Origin of the sequence: Rhodococcus sp. WY5 (assembly GCF_018588185.1) — a bacterium.
In the GTDB taxonomy this organism is placed as follows: domain Bacteria; phylum Actinomycetota; class Actinomycetes; order Mycobacteriales; family Mycobacteriaceae; genus Rhodococcus_F; species Rhodococcus_F qingshengii.
This window is the reverse complement of record NZ_JAAMPR010000004.1, coordinates 169,804-189,136: the sequence shown is the minus strand read 5'-3', so window position 1 is coordinate 189,136 and position 19,333 is coordinate 169,804. Positions and strand designations below refer to the sequence as shown.

The 19,333-nt window shown below is 59.2% G+C and carries 16 protein-coding genes; 9 read left to right on the top strand and 7 right to left on the bottom strand.

What is annotated here, in order from left to right; genetic code table 11:
• Positions 1-104: 104 nt before the first annotated feature.
• The 3 genes from G4D79_RS32690 to G4D79_RS32680 form a co-directional block, all read right to left on the bottom strand.
• Complete coding sequence (locus tag G4D79_RS32690) at positions 105-596, bottom strand: hypothetical protein (protein WP_214514887.1); 492 nt, start codon at positions 594-596, stop codon at positions 105-107.
• A 64-nt stretch (positions 597-660) separates the two neighbouring features.
• Entirely contained in the window at positions 661-4,254 is a 3,594-nt protein-coding gene (locus G4D79_RS32685) for a DEAD/DEAH box helicase (RefSeq protein ID WP_214514886.1), read from the bottom strand.
• Complete coding sequence (locus G4D79_RS32680) at positions 4,244-5,008, bottom strand: Hachiman antiphage defense system protein HamA (RefSeq protein ID WP_214514885.1); 765 nt, start codon at positions 5,006-5,008, stop codon at positions 4,244-4,246. The genes G4D79_RS32685 and G4D79_RS32680 overlap by 11 nt, the downstream gene beginning before the upstream one ends.
• A 438-nt stretch (positions 5,009-5,446) precedes the next feature.
• Between G4D79_RS32680 and G4D79_RS32675 the strand changes: the two genes are divergently transcribed.
• From G4D79_RS32675 to G4D79_RS32655, 5 genes are all read left to right on the top strand, one after another.
• Positions 5,447-6,166, top strand: coding sequence for a hypothetical protein (locus tag G4D79_RS32675; RefSeq protein ID WP_214514884.1), 720 nt, complete (start codon positions 5,447-5,449; stop codon positions 6,164-6,166).
• A gap of 560 nt (positions 6,167-6,726) precedes the next feature.
• The gene (locus G4D79_RS32670) at positions 6,727-6,942 is read left to right on the top strand and encodes a hypothetical protein (RefSeq protein ID WP_047270442.1); all 216 of its coding nucleotides are present in this window, start codon (positions 6,727-6,729) and stop codon (positions 6,940-6,942) included.
• Complete coding sequence (locus G4D79_RS32665) at positions 6,943-7,245, top strand: type II toxin-antitoxin system PemK/MazF family toxin (protein WP_214514883.1); 303 nt, start codon at positions 6,943-6,945, stop codon at positions 7,243-7,245.
• 28 nt (positions 7,246-7,273) lie between these two features.
• Positions 7,274-9,241, top strand: coding sequence for a hypothetical protein (locus G4D79_RS32660; RefSeq protein WP_250888129.1), 1,968 nt, complete (start codon positions 7,274-7,276; stop codon positions 9,239-9,241).
• Complete coding sequence (locus G4D79_RS32655; protein WP_214514882.1) at positions 9,241-10,038, top strand: hypothetical protein; 798 nt, start codon at positions 9,241-9,243, stop codon at positions 10,036-10,038. The genes G4D79_RS32660 and G4D79_RS32655 overlap by 1 nt, the downstream gene beginning before the upstream one ends.
• A 448-nt stretch (positions 10,039-10,486) precedes the next feature.
• On the opposite strand, the gene G4D79_RS32650 is transcribed toward G4D79_RS32655, so the two are convergent.
• From G4D79_RS32650 to G4D79_RS32640, 3 genes are all read right to left on the bottom strand, one after another.
• Entirely contained in the window at positions 10,487-11,557 is a 1,071-nt protein-coding gene (locus G4D79_RS32650; RefSeq protein ID WP_064444783.1) for an IS110 family transposase, read from the bottom strand.
• Positions 11,558-12,040: 483 nt separating this feature from the next.
• The gene (locus G4D79_RS32645; RefSeq protein WP_214514881.1) at positions 12,041-12,457 is read right to left on the bottom strand and encodes a hypothetical protein; all 417 of its coding nucleotides are present in this window, start codon (positions 12,455-12,457) and stop codon (positions 12,041-12,043) included.
• Positions 12,458-12,462: 5 nt separating this feature from the next.
• On the bottom strand, positions 12,463-12,849 hold the full coding sequence (locus G4D79_RS32640) for a hypothetical protein (RefSeq protein WP_214514880.1): 387 nt from the start codon (positions 12,847-12,849) through the stop codon (positions 12,463-12,465).
• A 1,101-nt stretch (positions 12,850-13,950) separates the two neighbouring features.
• Between G4D79_RS32640 and styA the strand changes: the two genes are divergently transcribed.
• The 3 genes from styA to G4D79_RS32625 all read left to right on the top strand — a co-directional run bounded on the left by styA (position 13,951) and on the right by G4D79_RS32625 (position 17,195).
• Entirely contained in the window at positions 13,951-15,231 is a 1,281-nt protein-coding gene (styA, locus tag G4D79_RS32635; RefSeq protein WP_214514879.1) for a styrene monooxygenase subunit StyA, read from the top strand.
• A gap of 2 nt (positions 15,232-15,233) precedes the next feature.
• The gene (styB, locus tag G4D79_RS32630) at positions 15,234-15,779 is read left to right on the top strand and encodes a styrene monooxygenase NADH-dependent flavin reductase subunit StyB (RefSeq protein ID WP_214514878.1); all 546 of its coding nucleotides are present in this window, start codon (positions 15,234-15,236) and stop codon (positions 15,777-15,779) included.
• Positions 15,780-16,151: 372 nt separating this feature from the next.
• Complete coding sequence (locus G4D79_RS32625; RefSeq protein ID WP_214514877.1) at positions 16,152-17,195, top strand: hypothetical protein; 1,044 nt, start codon at positions 16,152-16,154, stop codon at positions 17,193-17,195.
• 100 nt (positions 17,196-17,295) lie between these two features.
• Here G4D79_RS32625 and G4D79_RS32620 read toward each other — a convergent pair whose 3' ends face one another.
• Positions 17,296-18,534, bottom strand: a complete 1,239-nt coding sequence (locus G4D79_RS32620; protein ID WP_214514876.1) for a glutamate-cysteine ligase family protein — start codon at positions 18,532-18,534, stop codon at positions 17,296-17,298.
• Positions 18,535-18,716: 182 nt separating this feature from the next.
• Here G4D79_RS32620 and G4D79_RS32615 point away from each other — a divergent pair, with 182 nt between their 5' ends.
• Entirely contained in the window at positions 18,717-19,283 is a 567-nt protein-coding gene (locus G4D79_RS32615) for a MarR family winged helix-turn-helix transcriptional regulator (RefSeq protein ID WP_214514875.1), read from the top strand.
• Positions 19,284-19,333 lie beyond the last annotated feature (50 nt).

Below are 19,333 nucleotides of genomic sequence, written 5' to 3'. Positions count from 1 at the left end.
TGCCGGGACCGAATCTGACTCACAGCAGGTGGGGAACTATCTGGCCGTACGCGGGGAGAAACCATGGCCACAAAATGCGCCATAAATGGCCGCCAGTGGGGAGCTTACGATGGCCGTCGACAAGCGTCTAAGGCCTTTTCGAGGAGGTCATCGAAATTCGTTGTCACGATAACCTTGATACTGCCGCGTTTGACCAGTCGTGCGATAGCTCGGTGCGCTTCGGCTGGTGTTTTCGTGCCGGCTTCGAGTTCCTCGTCGGTGGGTACGAAGAAAGGCTCGAGGAAGCGTCGTCGTTCGGTGGGCGTGAGTGTGCACGCTTCGAGAACGGCGTCGTAACCGAGTTCTTTGCTGGGAAATGTTTCTGCCCACCACTTTTCCGCGTCGAATTCGGTGCCGAGGGCTGTGTCCGGATCAGCGACACTTGCCATCCTGCGGACGAGCTCTTGAATGACACCCCAACCGGTGGGAACGCCGGCACCGAAGGAAATGCCTGAGCCGGCGATCAATGCGTAAATCCCGGGGTTCGCGTGCACTGATAGTGCCAGCATGGCCGATGAGTCGTAGGGTGCGGGAGGCCTAGCCGGCGTAGCAGTCATGCACTAGAGAGTAGGTCCTGGGAGGGATTCCACATCGAAACGGAGCTTGATTCGTATGACAGTCTCACTGGTTTTGATGCAGCATGTCGAGAAGAAGGTCGTTGGGGCCGCGGTAGTGCAGCTTTATCGAGGTGTCATGTGCGTTCCGGCGGGCGTACAAGGCGCCCTTCCGGTCGGGATTGATTTCGACGCGGGCTTCGCCTAGGTAGGTGAATCCTGTCGACCACAGTTCGACGACACCTGGGCTGAGGTCTGTGACCCGCAACGGTGCCTCAGGATCGGGTATCTCTTCATCCCATTGGACATCCTCGACCTCGTACGTTCGAAACTCCCAGGGGAACGCACGTGATGTACGTGTGTGAGTTACGAATTGCAGCCAAGCTCTGCGGGATTCGGTTGTCGGCCAATCTGGATCTGTCATCAGGGAGTGAGGTAGGTCTTGGATCCAGCTTCGCATTCCGGTGCTCGAATTGAAGGTTGACTCGACGCTTTCGACGGCTTTGATTGCAGCGGATCGGTAATCGAATCCCGACCTGATGATTATTGCAGCCTGAGGGTTGAGTGTCCCGGTCTCAACGGCGGCCGTAGCTGTGCCGGCGAGCAGTGCTGTGAAGGGATTGAACTGCGCTTTCTCGTAGACTCTTGCGGCCTCCATCCCCCATACCAGGCGATAGGCGAGGTCCGATTCGATGAACCGAACTATGTCGTCTCGATTGCCGCTCAGTTCCTCCAAGGGACGACCGCTCAACCAGTGAGTAAGGACTGACCGCCACTTGACAGATGTTTCGGGTGCGAGTTCTTTGGTCTCCGGTGTGAATGTGTCGACGGTGAACAGCAATTCGGCGATGCGAGTGAGCAGATCGACTGCAACGCTGGACTCGTCCGCTGCGATAGCGGCTTCGGCATCAATGATCATGGCGACGACGTCGGGTGCAACCGCAGCCAGCGCGGATCCGGCGCGTTCCCCCACGCCAGCTAGGTACCAGCCGCGACGTTGACTTGGAGTGGAATTGTTCCAGATGTATTGCGCGCGACTGGTGACGACAGCACGTAGTGCCAAGACCAAGTTAGCTTGCTCGTAGCGCGCAAGCTGTCGTTCCCACAGAGACTTGCGCAGCATGTCGAGGAGTAGTTGAGTGACTTGGTCCGGGTCGGCTTCATCATCTCCGATGATGCTGAGAATGCTGGTATCTAGCAGCAACAGATTGGTCTGCCAAGCGTTTCTCGCGTTCAGCGCTGTTTTGGCGGGCTCGCCTTCCCTTTCTGGGAACGCCCAGTCCGGCCCGCCCGTTACGTAGTCGAGGAAACTTTCTACGCGGCCAGAGCCGAACGCGATGGTCACGCGATTAATCAGTTCCATACCCACCGATATCAGGCCGGATCGCAAATCCTTGCCCTCTTCGCCTGTCGTTAGTCGCTTCCAATCGTCAAGGCCTCGTTTGTCTTTCCGTGTGTCTCCCGAGGGAAATTGGGGGTAGAGCACCAAGCCCTCTGTATCGACGAATGCGCGGCCGGCGCGGCCGATAACATTGGAAAATTGCGCTCCGGTGAGGAGGTCTCGGCCGCTACGAAGTCCGTGGAAGAGCACGACAGAGGCGGACAGATTCAGACCTTGTGCAAGTGTCGGGGACGCCACGGTGACTTTGATGAACCCGTCGTGTAGGAGGCGTTCGACTTCCTTTCTGAAGGGGCCTGGCAGTGTCCCGTGGTGAATTGCTACACCCAGTTCTAGGCATTTGAGGATGGGGTGGTCCGCTCCGAACCATTCAGTGCCCACTGCGCGGGCGTCGGTGAGATCGGCGCCGGCGGAGAGGATTGTGTCTATGAATCCCTGCTGGTGGAGTCCGACGATGTCTTTGGCGTACGGAGTCACTCCTCGGCGTTGAGGGCAGAAAATGAGAACTGACTGACCTTCCTCGACGAGCCGCCAGGCAGTTGAGATGACCAGTTCGCGAGGGTTGGTAGGGAACTGGTTTTTGCGTTTTCCGATTTTTGGACGTTGTGCTTCGACGTACCGTGGGATGAAAGCGGATTGCCCACCGCTCAGGGTCATCTCGAGTCTGGCGTGATCACTTCGCCATTGGACGACGCCGAATTTCTGTTGTGTAGGTCGCCATTTTTCCTTGTGTAGGCCGGTTGGATCGTCGTCGGTCATCCATGCGACGAAGTCCTGGAGATCGTCTCCCGAGGGAAAGACTGCGGAGAGACACACGATCCTTCTGTTGTCGGCGTCGTCGCGGCGTAGTAGGCGCTGCACTTGCGCTTCATAGCGAACTTCGCGTTCGTTGGGGCCGATCATGTGCCCCTCGTCAAGGATCACGACGCCGACGTCGTTAAGGACTGAGGGATCTGAGCGCAACGCGAAGTCGAGTTTTTCGGGGGTGGCGACGACAATATCGCTCATTCGAAGTGCGTCTTCGTCGAGGTTGCTCGTTCCCATGCTTCCGTACAGCGACGAGACTTGAACCCCCAATGGAGTGAAGGTTCGTTCCAAGATGCGTTCGGTCTGAGCGGACAAGGCTCGGAGGGGAGTGATGTAAACGGCCCTTCGACCTTGAGCGAGGCACGCGAGAATGCTTAATTCAGCAATTCGAGTCTTGCCGGCACTCGTAGGTAGAGCGACAACGAGATCGTTGGTGCCAGAGAATATTTGATCGAGGACGTGTAGCTGGGATGGCCACAGGTCGATTTCTGAGCGCTTACGCGCAAACAGCGTCGCCACAAGCGTCTCGCGGAGCTGTTCCCAATCTCGTTGATCCGCTTTGATATCAGCGGTTGCTGCCGGAGGACGGGTGATGGGAATGTTCTTCCTGATGCTGTTTTCTTGAAGATCACCAATCAATCGGCGCGTGAGTCTGTACACCCACCAGGGCCCGGGGGCGTTGATGTCGCTTGCGGCCTGCTCCCCGTTCTCTAGGTCCCTTATCGCTGCTCGAAGCAGTGGACCCTGGCCGTGAGCGATTGCAAAGATCGCGCTGGAGACAGCGGACATGTAATGCTCGCTCAGTAGGGCAACGATCGGTCCCACTTCGGATACTGCGTTCTCGATCTTTGCACCCACCGGCTGGGTCGGATCTGCCGAGAGTGCGTTTGTGTCGGCGGGGTTCCCTTGGAGTGCTTGAAGTAGCGCCTCATCGGTGAAACTTGTAGATGTCTTCAGCAGTCGGGTTCGCTCTTCGATCTGCATGGGGTTCCGCAAGATCAGATCGGCGAGGGTGGCTTCCATCGGCGTCATACGTCCGGACCGGATGCTGGCGTCGACGAGTGAGAACGCGCGAGCCGCGAAGCCGCCGAGATGACTTGCAGCTCCTGCCATCAATCGGTGGAATGCGAGGTCCTCGGAGGGCGCTGCGTTGCGGGTGGCGGCCTCGAGTGCGTGCGATGCCTGATTGAATCCATCCTGTACCAGTTGTCGCCGCGCTTGCTGGTCTTCAATCTCGTCTAAGGGCGAGTCAAGCAAGCCCAGGCTGGTGTTGATGATGGCATAGCTGTTGTTGAGAAGGTCGTTGTCGAGGTAGCGGCTGAAGCGCGGTGCATCCGCAGGTAGGACACCGCCCCTGCGGATGCTGGACTGAGCCTGTCCCTGAGCGAGTATGTTCTGCTGATATTCGAGGGCGCTTCGCAGGCTCGCGACGAGTTCTTGGATCTCACGGGCCATAGTTGGGCGCCATCTCGTAGGTGGAGTTGATGAATCTCTTGTGGTCGCCGACCTGGAGTGTGACCGTCAGTTGTTCTATCGGGCCGGTGTAGGTGTTGAGGTCTTCGGATATGTACTTGATCGGGTCGTTCGTCGTGAACAGGAACATCAAGTGCCGCACTATGCCAGGGCGTACTGCGCCAGTTGCCAGCAGACGGAAGATTGCTATTCCCAGAGCCTCGTCGGGCGTACTGACAAGGCGTTCCGCGAACTGTGCCAGGGAATGTCCCGAGGGTAGCCCTTGCTCGCGGTCGAGTCCTTCGCGTGCCTCGACGACGACGTCGTTGTATGCCTTGCCCCGGCTCTTTGCCTCGCCCTTTGCGAGCTGAACCTGCGAGGACGCGTCGAACTTTGCTCCAACCACGTCGTCGCCGCGCATTGCCCATTCTTGGTGATCGCGGTGCATGAGTCTGCTGGGGCCGACGGTGTAGCCGCACTCTTCTTCAAGGTACGACGTTGCGAGAATCTCGCCAATGTCTCCTGAACGTGACGTCAGTTTGTTCGGGAACTTGTTGCGCAGGTATTCGGCAAATTGTGGTTTGTTGCTGTTGGCAGCGATCATCGCCAAAGCCTCTGTCTTCACGTACTTTTCAGACAAGGTACTAGCAACTGCTTCGATTCCGGCGTCGTCATCATTTGATACCAGGAATCCAGCTACGTGCCCATTTATCGGCACGACCTTTGCCGGATCGCACCACGTGTCGAATTGGGTCATTTGTGGATCCGTTGTGAGGTCTCTACCGGGGCGCGCGTGCTTACGGTGGTTTCGGCAGTGATGCGGCTTCTTGAGTAAGTACTAGGAGCGCGATGGGGTGCCGGCATTTGCTTCGCTCCTGAAGTGGTCGATGAAACTTGTTGGGTGGTTTGTAGGTGACATTAACCGACCATCTGTTTCGTAGTTGACATCTAATGTTCTTCGATCGAAACGGTTGGGCCGATGAGCTAAACCCCGTGCCCCCGGCACGGGGAGGGTCAGGGGCGTTTGGCGGTTGTGCTTGCAATCTCGGTATGATTCAAAGATGGTGTGCACCGGGCGAATTGAGCACACACCGCATTGTTTCGGCCCGCCCCTTGAGGTATTGTTGTGGAGTCCTGTTAGTGGTGGCGCCTGACCAGCCCGCCGATTCGATCACCTGGAAAGGGTGGTTTTCTGATGACTGTTCTCGATGTGAGTGCGGATTTTGCTGTCACGGCTCCTGTGCGCGATGGAGTGGAGGTGCTTGAGGTGATGCCCGCCGCGTTGGTGTCCGGTTTTCCCTCCGAGGGTGTGTGGTCCGAGGTAGTTGAAGAGAGCGGCGATGTGGTGGCTGCAGGGTGGTTTTCTATTGACGCGGATGTTTCTACGCCGGAGTCGGGCAGGGTGGTGTTGGTTTCTCCGCAGTTGGCTGTGCCAGGCCCGAAGTTGCTGTCGGCGTGGGCAGGTTCCGTGCGGCCTTCAGAGGTCCGTGCCGCAGCTGTAGCGCCTGGGTGTGCGCCTGTGTGGTTCGGGCAGTACGTATCCCCTGTGCATGAAGCTCAGCGTGTTGTGGTGCAGTTGGAAGCCGAGCGTGAGAAGTGCGCCATTCTGGAGCGCGCGCAGGGTGAGTCCGTGCGTAAGCATCAGGAATGGATCGAGAACTTGAATGATCTGGCGATCGAATGGGCCGATGACAACAGTTTGTGCGAGCAATTCGATCGGTTCATGGAAGAGAACGGGTTGCGAGGGCGTGAGCGTGACCAGGAGGTAGAGGTGACCGTGACTGCAACGATGACAGCGACGGTGCGCGGTGTTTCGCAGCGCGATGCTGAGGAGCGAATTGATTCCGACGATATTCGTGAGCACATCAGCGGCCATCTCTCGTATCTGGATTTCGACTACGCGTTGGCCGACTAGCCAGGGGAGAGGTGAGGCAGGGGAGCGCGCAGCGCCCGGCCTCACCTCGATCTTTGGTGAGCGGAAGAGGGAGCGCGCAGCGCGAGTGTGTTTCTGTTGGTCTTTGGCGTGAGTTTCGTTGGTACGTAGGCACTTCAGGACCCAGCGCAGCGGAGGCCGTGTCAGTCATAGGTTGGCTTGGCGGTGCCTGGTCTGAGTGGCAGATCCACGATAGTGACGTCCGCGCTGTGCGGGCAGCGGACGGAATGATCGCGTATGCCCGCCGCTGCGGTACTGGCACCGAAGGATTGCCCACGGTGTTTGCGGACTTGCGCTCCGATGCACATCACTTGGCCGACGCGTTGGGCGTCGATTTTCGGTGATGCCACACGCAATGGGGAGGGGCATTTTCGCCGCCGAGTTGTACAGCACCGGGTAATTGGGGCACTGACGGCCCGGCAGTCCCCGGACGTTCGGCCGGCAGTCCCCGGCACCGGGAGTGTCAGGGGCGGTGGTTGCAAGGGGATGAATGGATGTGGGACCAGTACCGGTTTGCATCCCAATTCGGTATCATGGTGGTTATGAGTACGCAGATCGCGGTACGGCTGCCCGAGGACATCGTGGCGTTTCTCGACAGTGAGGTCAGTGGCGGGCGCGCGAAAAGCCGTGCCCAAGTCGTGCTTCGAGCGTTGGAGCGTGAGCAACGTCGGCAGCTGGCGGTCCGTGACGTGGAGATCTTGTCTGACGGCGCAGGTGGCGATGTGAATATCGCTGCCGCGCACGGGAAGAAGAACTGAGTGCGCCCGATCCATGACGCGCACCTCGGAGATCTTTGTCCGGTCTTGGTTCTGACGAGAGAGTTGGTCCGGCCTCATCTGGGAACGGTCACTGTTGCGCCCATTCGTTCGGTGCGGCGGGGGTTGTCGACGGAGCTGAGTCTAGGTGACGTCAACGGCGTCGAGGACGGATCGGTTGTCGACTGCGACGGGGTTACGACCATCCCCGTGTCCGCTCTCGGGGCGAACAGAGGATTTCTTCTGCCTGAGCAGGAAGTGTTGTTGAGCAGGGCGTTGCGATCTGCATTCGATCTCGAGTCATGAGGGCATCAGCAGCGATGATGGGGCAGCGATGGCGGTGAAGAAGTGGGAGCAGATTCCCCTGTTCGATCTCGATCCTCCTCCGGTGCCCGAAGTTCAGGGGGATGGTCCTGATCTCGATTCTGAACCGGCCCTTTTCGAGCTCGACGACGCCGCAACGCCGGAATCCGATGCTGACGTGATGGATGCCCACGCGCCGATCGCGGAGGATGGTGTCGACGCGGAACCAGAAGGCGAATCGGAAACTGGCGAAAGCGTCGACGCAGATCGTCAAGGTGCCGGCTCGACGTCGCCCGTGTCATCGGTCGCAGATACTGAGACCGTTGTGCCCCAAGACGACCCCACTGCTGACGTGGAACCGGGACCCACCCCGGCGTCCGAACGGGGCGCAACCGAACCGGCCGCGCTACCTCCCGCCAGCGAGTCAGCAGACGGCCACGCCGTCATTGTCACAGCAGCCGGCACCTACACACCATCCGGCCACACGCTCACCGGCCCAGTAGATTCCATCGAAAAACTCGACAAACTCATCAGATGGGCAACTCTCACCCCGCTGGGCGCACCGGCACAGATCTGGATCGTCGGAATCGAAGCATGCGAAATGCTCGGATGGATCATCGACCCAGGCAGCGAAGACGACGTCGATGACATGGAAATCCTCCGCACACGCGCGGCCGAAGAACTCACCGCGATCCTCCACGCCACGCTGACCCCGATGCTGACCGCAGGATGGGAACTCCGCGGAGAACCCGGCCACGTCGTTCACCTCTCCCGCACCACCGGGAACTTCACATCCATGGTCGACATTTTCATCGAACCCTACGTGTGGACCTACTGGAACAAAGACTTCGGATGGGGCAATCGCGTGGGAGACATGGGGATCCTCGGATCACCCACCGCCGGAACCTACCTCCCCGACGACGACCTCCCCGCTGCACAGGAACTGGGACGCCGACTCGCCTGGTGCGCACAACACCTCGGCGTACTACCCGGCCCCACCCCAGCACGCACCGGCGCCGCCATCGTCGACAAGATCAAACGCGACCGCACCCGAAGCGGTAAAGGAATCGTCGTCACCGTCGGTGGACCCGTACCACCACTGGACGGCGAACCCCGCGGAGATCTCGAACCTGCAGTCGGATGGACCCGCATCCCGGGCAGCGAAGAACTCTCCGACGCAACACAACTGGTATCGATAGACCAACGAGCGGCATACCTCGCCTCCGCTGGCATGCTCGAACTCGGCTACGGAAAACCTCGACATCTTCGCGGCGAGAACGCGCTCGACGCTGCGCGGCAATCGAAAACCCCGTTCGGGCTGTGGCATGTAACCCTCCCACCCGGTGACATACTGGCGCTCCCACCCACTCTGCCGTTACCTCACCCACACATGCTCGCCGACCAACCGGTGCAAACCTGGATCACCACCGTCAGCCTCGACGCACTACAAACCTCCATCGCAGATGGCGGAATCGGCGCAGAACTCGCCGACCTCGACATCACCGAAGCATGGGTCTACCCCGAACAAGGTCGGGCCCTCGACAAGTGGGCGAAAATCTTGAGAGAAGCCCGCAAAGTTGCCGTCGACACCGGCGACACAGCAATGAAACGGTTCATCGGCTCCTGCTACAAAGGCTACATCGGCCGAATGGTCAACCCCGACATGTGGACCGCCAAACAAATGCAACACCACCACCAACCGCTCTGGCGAGCAGCGATCATCGCGCACTGCCGCTGGCGAGGTCGCCGCGTCGCGATGCGCATCGCGCGCGAAACCGGCCGATGGCCACTGCGCACGGTCACCGACTCCTGGGTCTACCCCCTGCCCCCGGGCACCGACATCGCAGACGACAGTGACGCACTAGGGAAAATGACTCTGGAAAAGCGTGCCCCGCTCACCGAGGACATCACTGTCATGCTGACCGACGCCCGCGACACCCACGAGATCAACCTCGCACTCAAAGCTGCGTTCACCGACGAAGATGAAGGAAACATATAGTGGCCCTGCATCTTCCGAAACCGCGATCAACCAAACCCGCACAGAAAACCGTCGGTTTGGACGGCCTCAACGTGTCCGTCTCGACAGCAGCAACCAGCGGGATCGAAAAATCGAAATCAGTCAAAAGCGGGGGATTGGCCGGACTCACCAGCAAAGTCTCCGTACGCCAGATCCGTACCGACATCGGCAAAGAAGGCCTACGGCAAGCAGCTATCGACGCCGGAAGAAAACCACCCTCTGACCGCACACTGCGCCGCTGGGCCCAACAAGGACGAATCCCACACCCCGACGTCACCGAACGCGCACAACGGCGAGCCGCCATCGAACGCCTCGGCGGAATCGATGCAGTCGCAAAGAAAATCGGCCGTTCACGATCAGCGGTCTCTCGCTACCGCTCCGGGGAAACCAACGAGCTGCGCGCAGATGCGAAAAAGAAGCTCAAGAACGTCAAAGCCCGAGACATCATGGACCGCGCCGGCGTACTACGACCCGACGGACAACCCAAAAAGGCCACCATCCGAGTCCGTGGGGGAGTGTCCGTCCGCAACGGTTCCGAAGAAGGTTACGACTATCGAGTGCGTACCCTCGACTTCGCGAACTCCGACAGCCCCTTCAGTCTCGACGAAACACGGGAACTCGCCATGGCTTTGGCCAACGACGATCATGCCCGGGTGGTTGCGATCCTCGAACGTCACGCCACGATGGATTACCCTGAAAACAAGGGATTCGACCAGTACGGCGACACTTTCGGATTTCACTTCGATTCCATCGAATCCGTCCACATCGACTGGACCTAGAGAACCGTCCGGTCTGTGGATTTCGAGTGTCAGGAGGCGCGGACGGGGTTCGCCATATTGCTGAGTTCCCTGGCTAGGCCTACGGGGTCGAAATGGCGTCGAGACGGGAGTCCACTCGGAGCCTTGCCGGTGTGGGAGGTGAACAAGCGTCGAAGGTTGTGCGTGGTCGATCACTGCGCATCGATTTCTCGGGGTGGGATGGTGCTCGATTAAGAGATGCATTGCTCTATAGATCGCATACTTCATTTGCAGTGGGGTCTAGACGCTGAGTTCCACGCGCGGCGCTGGGCGCGTCTATGTTGTCCAGTCCGCCGTATCTGCTGGTATTCGCGCTTGGTACGTGATCTAGGTGTATGAGGCGCGGACGTTAGTTACGCGGTGCCGGCGGTAAGCGGCGGGCGGACGTCCTCCGCGTGTTGAATGCGGTCGGTGGACTCTTCTATGTTCGTCAAGCACCGACTGGAGCCGAGTGCAGCGCTTCGAGTGTTCGGTAGATTCGGCGAGCGAGGTAGCGCTTCAAGCAACGTCGAATTTCCTTGGTCGTGCGCCCCTGTGCTTGTCGTTTGTCGACGTAGGCACGCGTCTCGGGGTCGTGGACCATGCGCGTAACGGTCGCCATGTGCAGAGCACGATTGAGTCTCCGGTCTCCTCCGCGGTTGAGTCGGTAACGAGTGGTGTTCCCCGATGAGGCCGGAATAGGATTCACGCCTGCAAGTGCAGCGAACGCGGCTTCGCTGCGCACTCGCCCAGGGTGTGACCACGCTGCATAGGCAACGGCCACGGTTACTGGACCGAGGCCTGATTGGTCCAGTAGTGGGGCTGCTTCGCTCTGCTCGATCAGCTTCTTGAGCTTCGTATTGTTTTGGGCAAGTTCAACATTGAGAGCATGGATTCGCTTCGCCAGTCTGACGCCCTCGGCTCGTGCGACCGAGAGTGCGAGATCCTCGACGCGGCTGCGCCAAGAGGCCACCTCGGTGATCTGTGCGTTCGTCAGCGGGCGGCGAGCATCGGTGCCGAGATCGACGACCCGCAACAAGGCAGTGAGAGCGTTGACGCAGGCGGTGCGGTCGTTGCTCATATGCTCACGAGCGGTCGTCAGGACACGCAAGGCAGCCCGCACACCATCGTCGGCGCGGGGATGACGTAGCTGGTCGAGTTCGAGAGGCAGTACGGCGGCACCAATGCGACGGGCATCGAGGCAATCCGACTTGCCGACCCCGCGGTGCGCTCGCGCATCCATGCGGGCAGCCTCGACGACGTCGTAGCCGGCGCCGGTCGCTGTTCGCGCCAGCCCGGCCCCGAACGTTGCTGCGCACTCGATGACCCACAGTACAGCGAGATCGCCGCCCGTGAGGCGAGCGACCCAGTTCAGGGCCCTTTTCATCCCAGCAGGAGTCGTTGGGAACTCGTTGGTGGCGATCAGTTCGCCGGTGACTGCGGTCAGGATCGCGTAGCTGTGTTTGCGGGCATGGGTGTCCACTCCGATGACGAACGGGCGGGTATGCGCGACGATAGACATGGCGGTTCGTGCTTCCTTCCGGGACGGGAATGATGACGCGGCTGCTGCGGGCCGGTGCGAGCCTGGGTGGAAGTCACTTCGGGGCAATACTGTGATGAGTCACGACCTCGCCGACGCGGCGCGGAGCGGACAGTCTTCTGATCAAGCCATCGGAGTCGACCCGGGCGAGCGTCGGCCACCCCGCGCCGGAGCCGGACATGTCCACCGAAACGCATCCCGATAGGGAGCGAATAATTGTATGAGTCACGACCACGGCGCGGGAGCGGCACGATGCCTACCCTGCCAGCCAGTTCCAGACCAGCCACTCCAAGACTCACAGTAATTGTAGTGAACATTCCAGACCTCGACGGCGGTGCGCCGCTCAGCTTCGCTGGTGTATTCGCGTGAGCCTTCCGGATACGGCGATGCCCCGGCGACGTCGCCGGGGCATCGGGAGGTGTTCAACTGCCGACTTGTCAGCAAGTTTTAACGCCACGGAATTGGTCAATCGCGCATGCGCCTGGTCTTGGCCTCGCGCCGGATCTCGGGGGCGCAGAGGATGGCCAACGCGACAGCGGACACCACGACCAGAAACACACCGCAGGCGACACCAGCAAGGTAAGGGGTGAAGGCGAGAAAGATGGTCGCGAGTGCGAACCCGCCCGCGATGCCGGTCACTCCTGCCCTGATCGTTGTTTCGCGCACTCGCCGAGTTGCTTTCGGAATCATGGGTTCGGCCTTTCCATCCGTTGCCTTGGTGCCCGGCCAGGTCTGTGACCGAACATCAGCGCAGATAGGGCAGTAGCTTTCGTCCCTGGCATGCGTCCACCCTCGTTCCAGGCTGGATTCGACGTCAGCGCAACCGTTTTCATTCTCCTCGGTGGTGATTCCACACCCGTTGCAGGTCAGATGTGGCGACATCGTCCTCACTGTTGCTCGACATCGGCGCAAGGCGGACTCACGGGCAGCAGTACCGCGGCGATGCGCGTCTGTTCCCATCGCGATGGCGGGCGGCTGACTTCCGATCCTCCATCGACGAGGTCGCTGAGCGATCGGGCTATCTGATCGTCGGTTTCGCAGCCGTTCCCCCAGATGCTGGCCGGTCCTCGAACACCGCGGTTGTTGTCGATGACTGTGTAGACGACGCCCTCACCTTCGGGGTTCGGCCTGGTGAGGACGACGAATTGGTGGTCGTCGGATACTGCACGGACGGTCCACCACAGGTCTGCCGGTTGAACGAACTGCACGCGGTGCCCAGCAGTGAGGGCACATGCCGTGATCGTCGAGGGTGAGGATCGTGTTGCGATGCTCATGATGCGCTCTGCTCTCTGTGGTGGGGGATCGGCGACGTCGCCGGGATGGTGTCAGCAGCCCTTCGTGGGAGTGATGCCAGCGAACCGGTCGTAGAGGAAGCGCAGTGCTTCGCTCATGCACGCACGAGCGTGACTGGCCGGGTGAGTCACCGGGCGGGTCGATGACCAGATCATCGTGTCTAATTAAGAACGGGTCTCGATCTCGACAGCGTCCTTTGTCCGAAGGACAAGCTGTCATCTGGCCGAGCTGTTTCTAGGCGTGGGGGATATTGCCCTCGCTGCGAGAACGCTGCTAGCAGCTTGCGCTCGGCGTGCGTCGTGTGACGGTGTGTTTCCGGTGCTGACGATCGATAGGACGGTGGTGGCCTCGCGGTCGCGGGCAGAAGCTTTCGTATATGCCTCGGGTGAAGGGCAAATTGTCCGGTGATGCTCGTGCAGGTCCCGGCGTTCTGGAGGCGTAATCCAAGAGCCGTCGTAGACGATGGCGTTGCATCGACGGCATTGCGTTCGATAGAGCCCGGCGTTCAACTTTCGTCCGTTCAATGGTCGGTATTGAAAATTCAGTCGCCTGTCCGAGTCGAGAATCCTTGATGTAGCGCCTGACAGGAAGGAGGAGTTCGGTACGACGGATGCTGGTAGCGGCTCGCTAACGCCGCAGCCCCCCCTCACCAGCGTTCTCGGTATTTCCGGTGTTCACAGTGTCGTCCGTTGGATCTACTGCTGCGCGCAGTTCTGCGCGGGACGTCTCCGACTCCCTGGTGTGGGCCCAATTATGGGTAAGCCCACTCCATGCAAGTGGTGGCGCTCGCCAAATCTGGATTTATATACCGAATATTCGTTTGGTCATGTTTATCGCGTGAGCGTACTGCACCGTGTCAATCAGCGAAGATGAAGGCTTTGTTGGTGAACGAGTGGTGCACGAAAGTCCCACAACGTGTGCATCTGCGTCCAACTCTGTGTGAGGGAAACGTCGAATAATTAGTGGCGCGGGTCATACGGTCTTGCGGCTATCGATCGCGTCGCTGCCAAGGCTGAACGGTTCGCCGGTGTTGCGTTCACCGCGTGCACATCGACCACATAGCTGAGAAGGAGTGTCACCGCATGAGCAAGTCAATCGCTATAGTCGGAGCCGGAACCGCAGGCCTGCAGCTCGCGCTGTATCTGCAGCAGAACGGCGTGGAATCGACCATTTTCACCGATCGACGGCCGGAAGAGTATCGGGATGTCCGTCTACTCAACACCGTCGCTCATCATGCGGTGACCGTGGAACGGGAGGTTGGACTCGACGTTGACCACTGGCCAGGCGCGGGGTACTACGGGCACTACTACTACATCGGTGTCCCAGGGATGCCGATCGAGTTCTACGGCGATCTCAGTGCAGGACCGAGTCGCGCTATCGATTACCGTATATACCTGCCTACGCTGATGAACGATTTCCTTCAGCGTGGAGGCAAGATCGAGTATCGCAACATCGAGCTGAGCGACGTCGAAGACCTGTCGGACGCATACGACCTGGTATTGATCGGCACTGGAAAAGGCGGCCTGGGAACGCTTTTCGCTCGCGACGAGGACAGCTCACCGTACTCTGAACCGCAGCGTCAGCTCTGTGTCGGCATGTTCAAGGGTATCGCCGACCAAGAGACGCGCGCGGTGACCTTCTGCATCGCTCCCGGAAACGGCGAGATGATCGAAATTCCGTCGGTCTCGTTCAACGGAAATGCCACAGCTCTCGTCTTCGAGAATCACATCGGGGGGGATCTCGAAATTCTCGCCAAAACTCGCTATGACGACGATCCCCGGGCCTTCCTTGACCTGGTTCTCGACAAGCTCCGAACCTACTATCCGGTCACTGCCGACCGGGTCGACGAGGATGAATTCGATCTGGCGAACAGTTCGCTCGATATTTTGCAGGGCGCGGTGACGCCTGGAGTGCGACACGGGCACGTGAAGTTGAGTAACGGCAAGATCGTCGGTCTGCTCGGCGACGCACACGCTACGGTGGACCCGGTGCTCGGTCAGGGAGGAAACATGGCTTCCTATGCCGCCCACGTCCTGGGTGAAGAAATCGTCAAGAGTGAAACTTACGACGAGCGTTTCTTCGAAGTAGTCAATGCCCGCCGGGCTGTGCGGGTGCTTGGTGCGACGCGTTGGACCAACTACATGCTGAAGAACTTGCGTGAACTTCCCAACGAGTTGGTCGAGTTTCTCGGCGCGGTGAGCTTGGATCGCACTCTGGCAGACAAGTTCACGACTAACTTCAACTACCCTGAAAAGCAGTGGGATATATTCTCGAGCCCGGAGTCGATGCGTTCCTGGGTAGAACTCAATGCCGGTTCGGCGGAGATCACAGATGCCCGCCCTTTCGCGGGGACGGGGGTGTAGGCATGTCGCCCCGAGCGAGTACGACCGCGCCGACGCCAACGCCTGATGAAGTCGCCGCGATCACTCAGATGAATTTCCGTACCTCAGTTGCGTTGTTTGCCACAGGAATCGCTGTGGTGACGATGAATGACGGTGAGGGAGGCGTGCATGGGGTCACCGTGAACAGCTTTACCTCCATCAGCCTGGATCCACCTACCGTCATGGTTTCACTCCGTCCGGGACGGGCGCAGGATTTGATCAGTAGCGCGGGCGTGTACGGAGTCAGCGTTCTGACCGAGTCGCAGCAAAATCACTCCAAATATTTCACAGGTGCACGCGAGGACAATTGGTCGCCTGAGTTCCTCACCGGTGCAATGGTTCCCACATTGGCCGGAAGTTTGGCGCGTTTCGAATGCCGAGTGACCGACACTATCGCGGTCCACGATCACACGCTGTTTCTGGCCCGGGTCGAGCACTGTGATTCCGATCAGGGCTCGCCTCTGATGTTTTTCGCGAGCAAGTACCACCAGCCAGCGTTGACCATCCCTTCCCCCGACAAGGCGACGTGATTCGATGGTCAATTAACAGACTGGCCACGAGTGGATCTCACCCCTCTCGTGAGCCCCGATGAAAAGTGGGGGGGCGGTTGCGGTGAACCGCCCCCCCACTTTTCGTGCTCAAGTCACTCTGATCCGCGAATGGCGTCACTGTGCAAGCAATGAGGCTTTGAGTCCCTTACTCGTAACCTACTCTCGTCGCCCTGCGGGTCGTGTGAAAACTTGCCGGGATAGCGTGCGTGAAATTCTGGAAACTAGTGCGTTTCAGTGCAATTAGTCGTTCGCATCGAATGTGAGTATATGTGGTGACTCAGCTTCGATTGATTGCAACAGACGTGCAGGCATATCGGAATCGAGCGCATACCACTCTTGAAGGAGATCCGAGTGTCACTACGTAGAACACTGTCCCTGGCGCTGATTGGCCTGCTCGGCGTCGCGCTTCTGGCGCTCCCGTTCGCAACCGATATGTTCGCCAAGACGAAAGGCGTCGACGACCTGACTGGCGCCTTCCGGGATTCCTTCACCGAGCAAGCATTGAGTGCGACAAATTCTGACATGACCATAGTTGACGCAATGTCGAGACAGATGCAGGACGAGATGCTTCCGTCGCTGCCACAGGCTCTGGGTATGACTCCCGAGCAGTTTCAGGCATTCATGACGCAGCACTATCCCGCTGCCTCCGCCGGCATCGCTCAGCTTGATACGGTGGTGCCTCGCTTCCAGGGTTTGGTGGCAGGATTGAATCAACAGGCCGATAACTTTCGACAAGCTGATTCGATCCCCACGTCGTTTCTGCCTGCTCGCACCGTCTCGTTCCTTTTCGTTTTTCCCGGCGCGGTGCTGGCATTACTTGCGATTGCTGGCCTGATTACGCGCCGACGCGGTTTGGTCAAGGGAGCCTCGTTCGCTGCGGTGATCATCGGCCTGGTTTTCATCATCGCCCCATTCGTGTTGTCTGTTCCGGCAAAAGCCCAAGCGGTGGACGCGATGACCGATAGCTTCTCGACGACGTTCAGCAACACTGGAGTTGCCCAACTGGAGAATGACCTTGCACTTGTCCGGGCGATGTCGACTCAGCTCGAGACTCAAACCGTTCCGGATCTGGCCGGTAGTTTGAGCATGTCCCCCGATCAGTTCGTTCAGTTTTTGAACGAACGCTTCCCGGACGTTGCCACGGGAATGCAGCAGATCAACGCAATCCTGACTCGTTTCGATACGTTCGGGGCGGCGATGGGTGCTCACGTTGAGGATTTCCGATTGGCGGCTTCCATACCCACTGCAGGGACGTCCACGACAACCCTTTTGTACTGGTTCGTCGTCCCGGGAGCGGCATCGCTCGTGCTCGGCATCATCGCCTTACCTGCGGGTGACAGGCCACGCCGCGTGGACGATGGCGTTGGCCGGGATAAGGTTTCTGTTTCGGCGTAAGTTTGCAGTCGGGGTATCCGAATCCAAGTGTCCTCCGTTGATCGGGCGATGAACGCGATCGGCGGAGGACACTTGGATTATCGGGCGGGCAATGTAATAACTACCTGCTCGTCGACGCCTCGCCTATGTGGTCCAGGCAAATGGGAAGTACTCGGGGAGCGCCGTCGTCGCCAGGGCACATGCCCTGAGATGCGTACCGCTTGACGAACTCGTAAAGCGCCGCGAGGTGGTCACTGCGATCACTTACTGTGTGGACGTTCTCGAGCACGATGCGGGTAATCTCGCGAATCGAACGTGCTATCACCGGATCCCGAAAACCGTCTCTAGCGGCGACGACATGCAAGTCCGACAGATCGGCGATCTCGTGACGAATTGCGGATGCTGCGCCAGGTTGGATGATGGTGCTGACTACGAGTGCTGCCGCGGTGCGGATCCAACTCGGTACCGCGTCCAAAACTCGCAACTCCAGCCAGCCTCGCGGACGTACCGGGGGAAAGAGGGTGCTGAAGTGGTAGGTCAGGTCCTCTATCGTCGGGTATCCGAACTCGTTGCCTTCCGCCATCCATCTGGCAAACGACGTTCCTGGACTGACCGAAGTGCCCTGAGTGTGATCGTCAGGGTTGAGAATATGCATGACATCGGCGTGCATGGCATATTCCAGCCATGCCTGTCCGGGCGGAAGATCGGTGCGTACGGTTGCTGTTCGCGCCGGGTCCATTGCCATCCAGATACCCTGCCGGAGTGATGCCCACGACTGGCCGGTCGAATCCACGCCCCGTGAATTGGCGAACATTGCGACCAATGCCGGCGCTATCTGGTTGAGTACAAACCACCGATGGTGATCGCCCGCCTCGCATGGATCATTGCTTACGTTGACCTGTAATGATGCGGTGTTGCACATCATCCAACGACCCACCGGATTTCGTGCATCGAAGAACGATTCCATCGATTGATACCGAGGCTTGCGAAGGATGCGTTCCGGGGGCCGACATCGCTCTACCGCCCGCACCTCGAAGTCGAGCCCTAAGCTCAAAAGGCGTGCGTGAACTTCCTCGGCATCGGCGTTGACCTGGTCAATTGCATTGCTGACTCCCGGCGTGGGAAATGACGACAGCTCCACCTGTCCACCAGGTTCGATGGTGATACGGCCACCTCCGGACAGTGGGGGCTCGATGATGGACTCGAGGACCTCCAGATCGGGACGGCGATCCGGGGTGCGCCAGTCTCGCACCGGCCATTCGCATTCCAAGCCGACCAAGTCCTCACCAGTCGAGCAGAACATCGATTGTGCTAGGCCCTTCGCCAGCAACGGCGTCAAGATCGGTGTCGGTGACGGCATTACCACTCCATTCGTTACCGCTAAGATAATTAGCGATGTATGTGTTTTAGACCACTATGGCATATCGACGCGTCCCTGGTCACTGAATTTGGCCAGGCGATCGGGTCCACGGAGAGGGAAAGAGCGATTCTGCTCGATCAAGTCCTCGCGGAGAGGGAGTTACTTGTGAGAATCTCACTGGTATGACATTCGATAATTTCCTGAGTACGGACGGCCGGGCGCCGGCATTTCGTCAGTCACGCGATGGGGTCGACAAGGTGATCGACGAATGGCACGCGGAACGCGCCGACATCGACGTCACCTCAATGGGTATCGTCAGCCGAATTTGGCGTATCGCACGCCACCTGGAACGGCAACGTGAAAAGAACTTGGCGGAGTGGAGTACGGACCGTGGCACCGTTGACATCCTCAGTATGCTGCGCCGATCGGGTCCACCCTATCGCCGCACTGCCGGTGACCTGACGAAACACTCACTCATCACATCCGGTGGTGTATCGCAGCGTTTGGAAAAGCTCGAGCGAGGAGAGTTGATCACCCGCCATGTCGATGTCAACGATCGGCGACGGGTGGAAGTTCAGTTGACAGCCAAGGGGACTGAGTTGATCGACTCCGTTTTCGGTGACGTTATGGATCGTGACACCGCCACCCTTGCCGGCGCGCTGTCCCCGACTGATCGCGAGATGCTGGTCATCCTTCTGCGCAAGTTGCTGCTCTCGCTCGAACCTTCCGAGGCGGTCGACGAGATCTAAGTTCTGGACCCACTCTGAGAATGTCTTAGAACGAAATACTTGACTAGTAA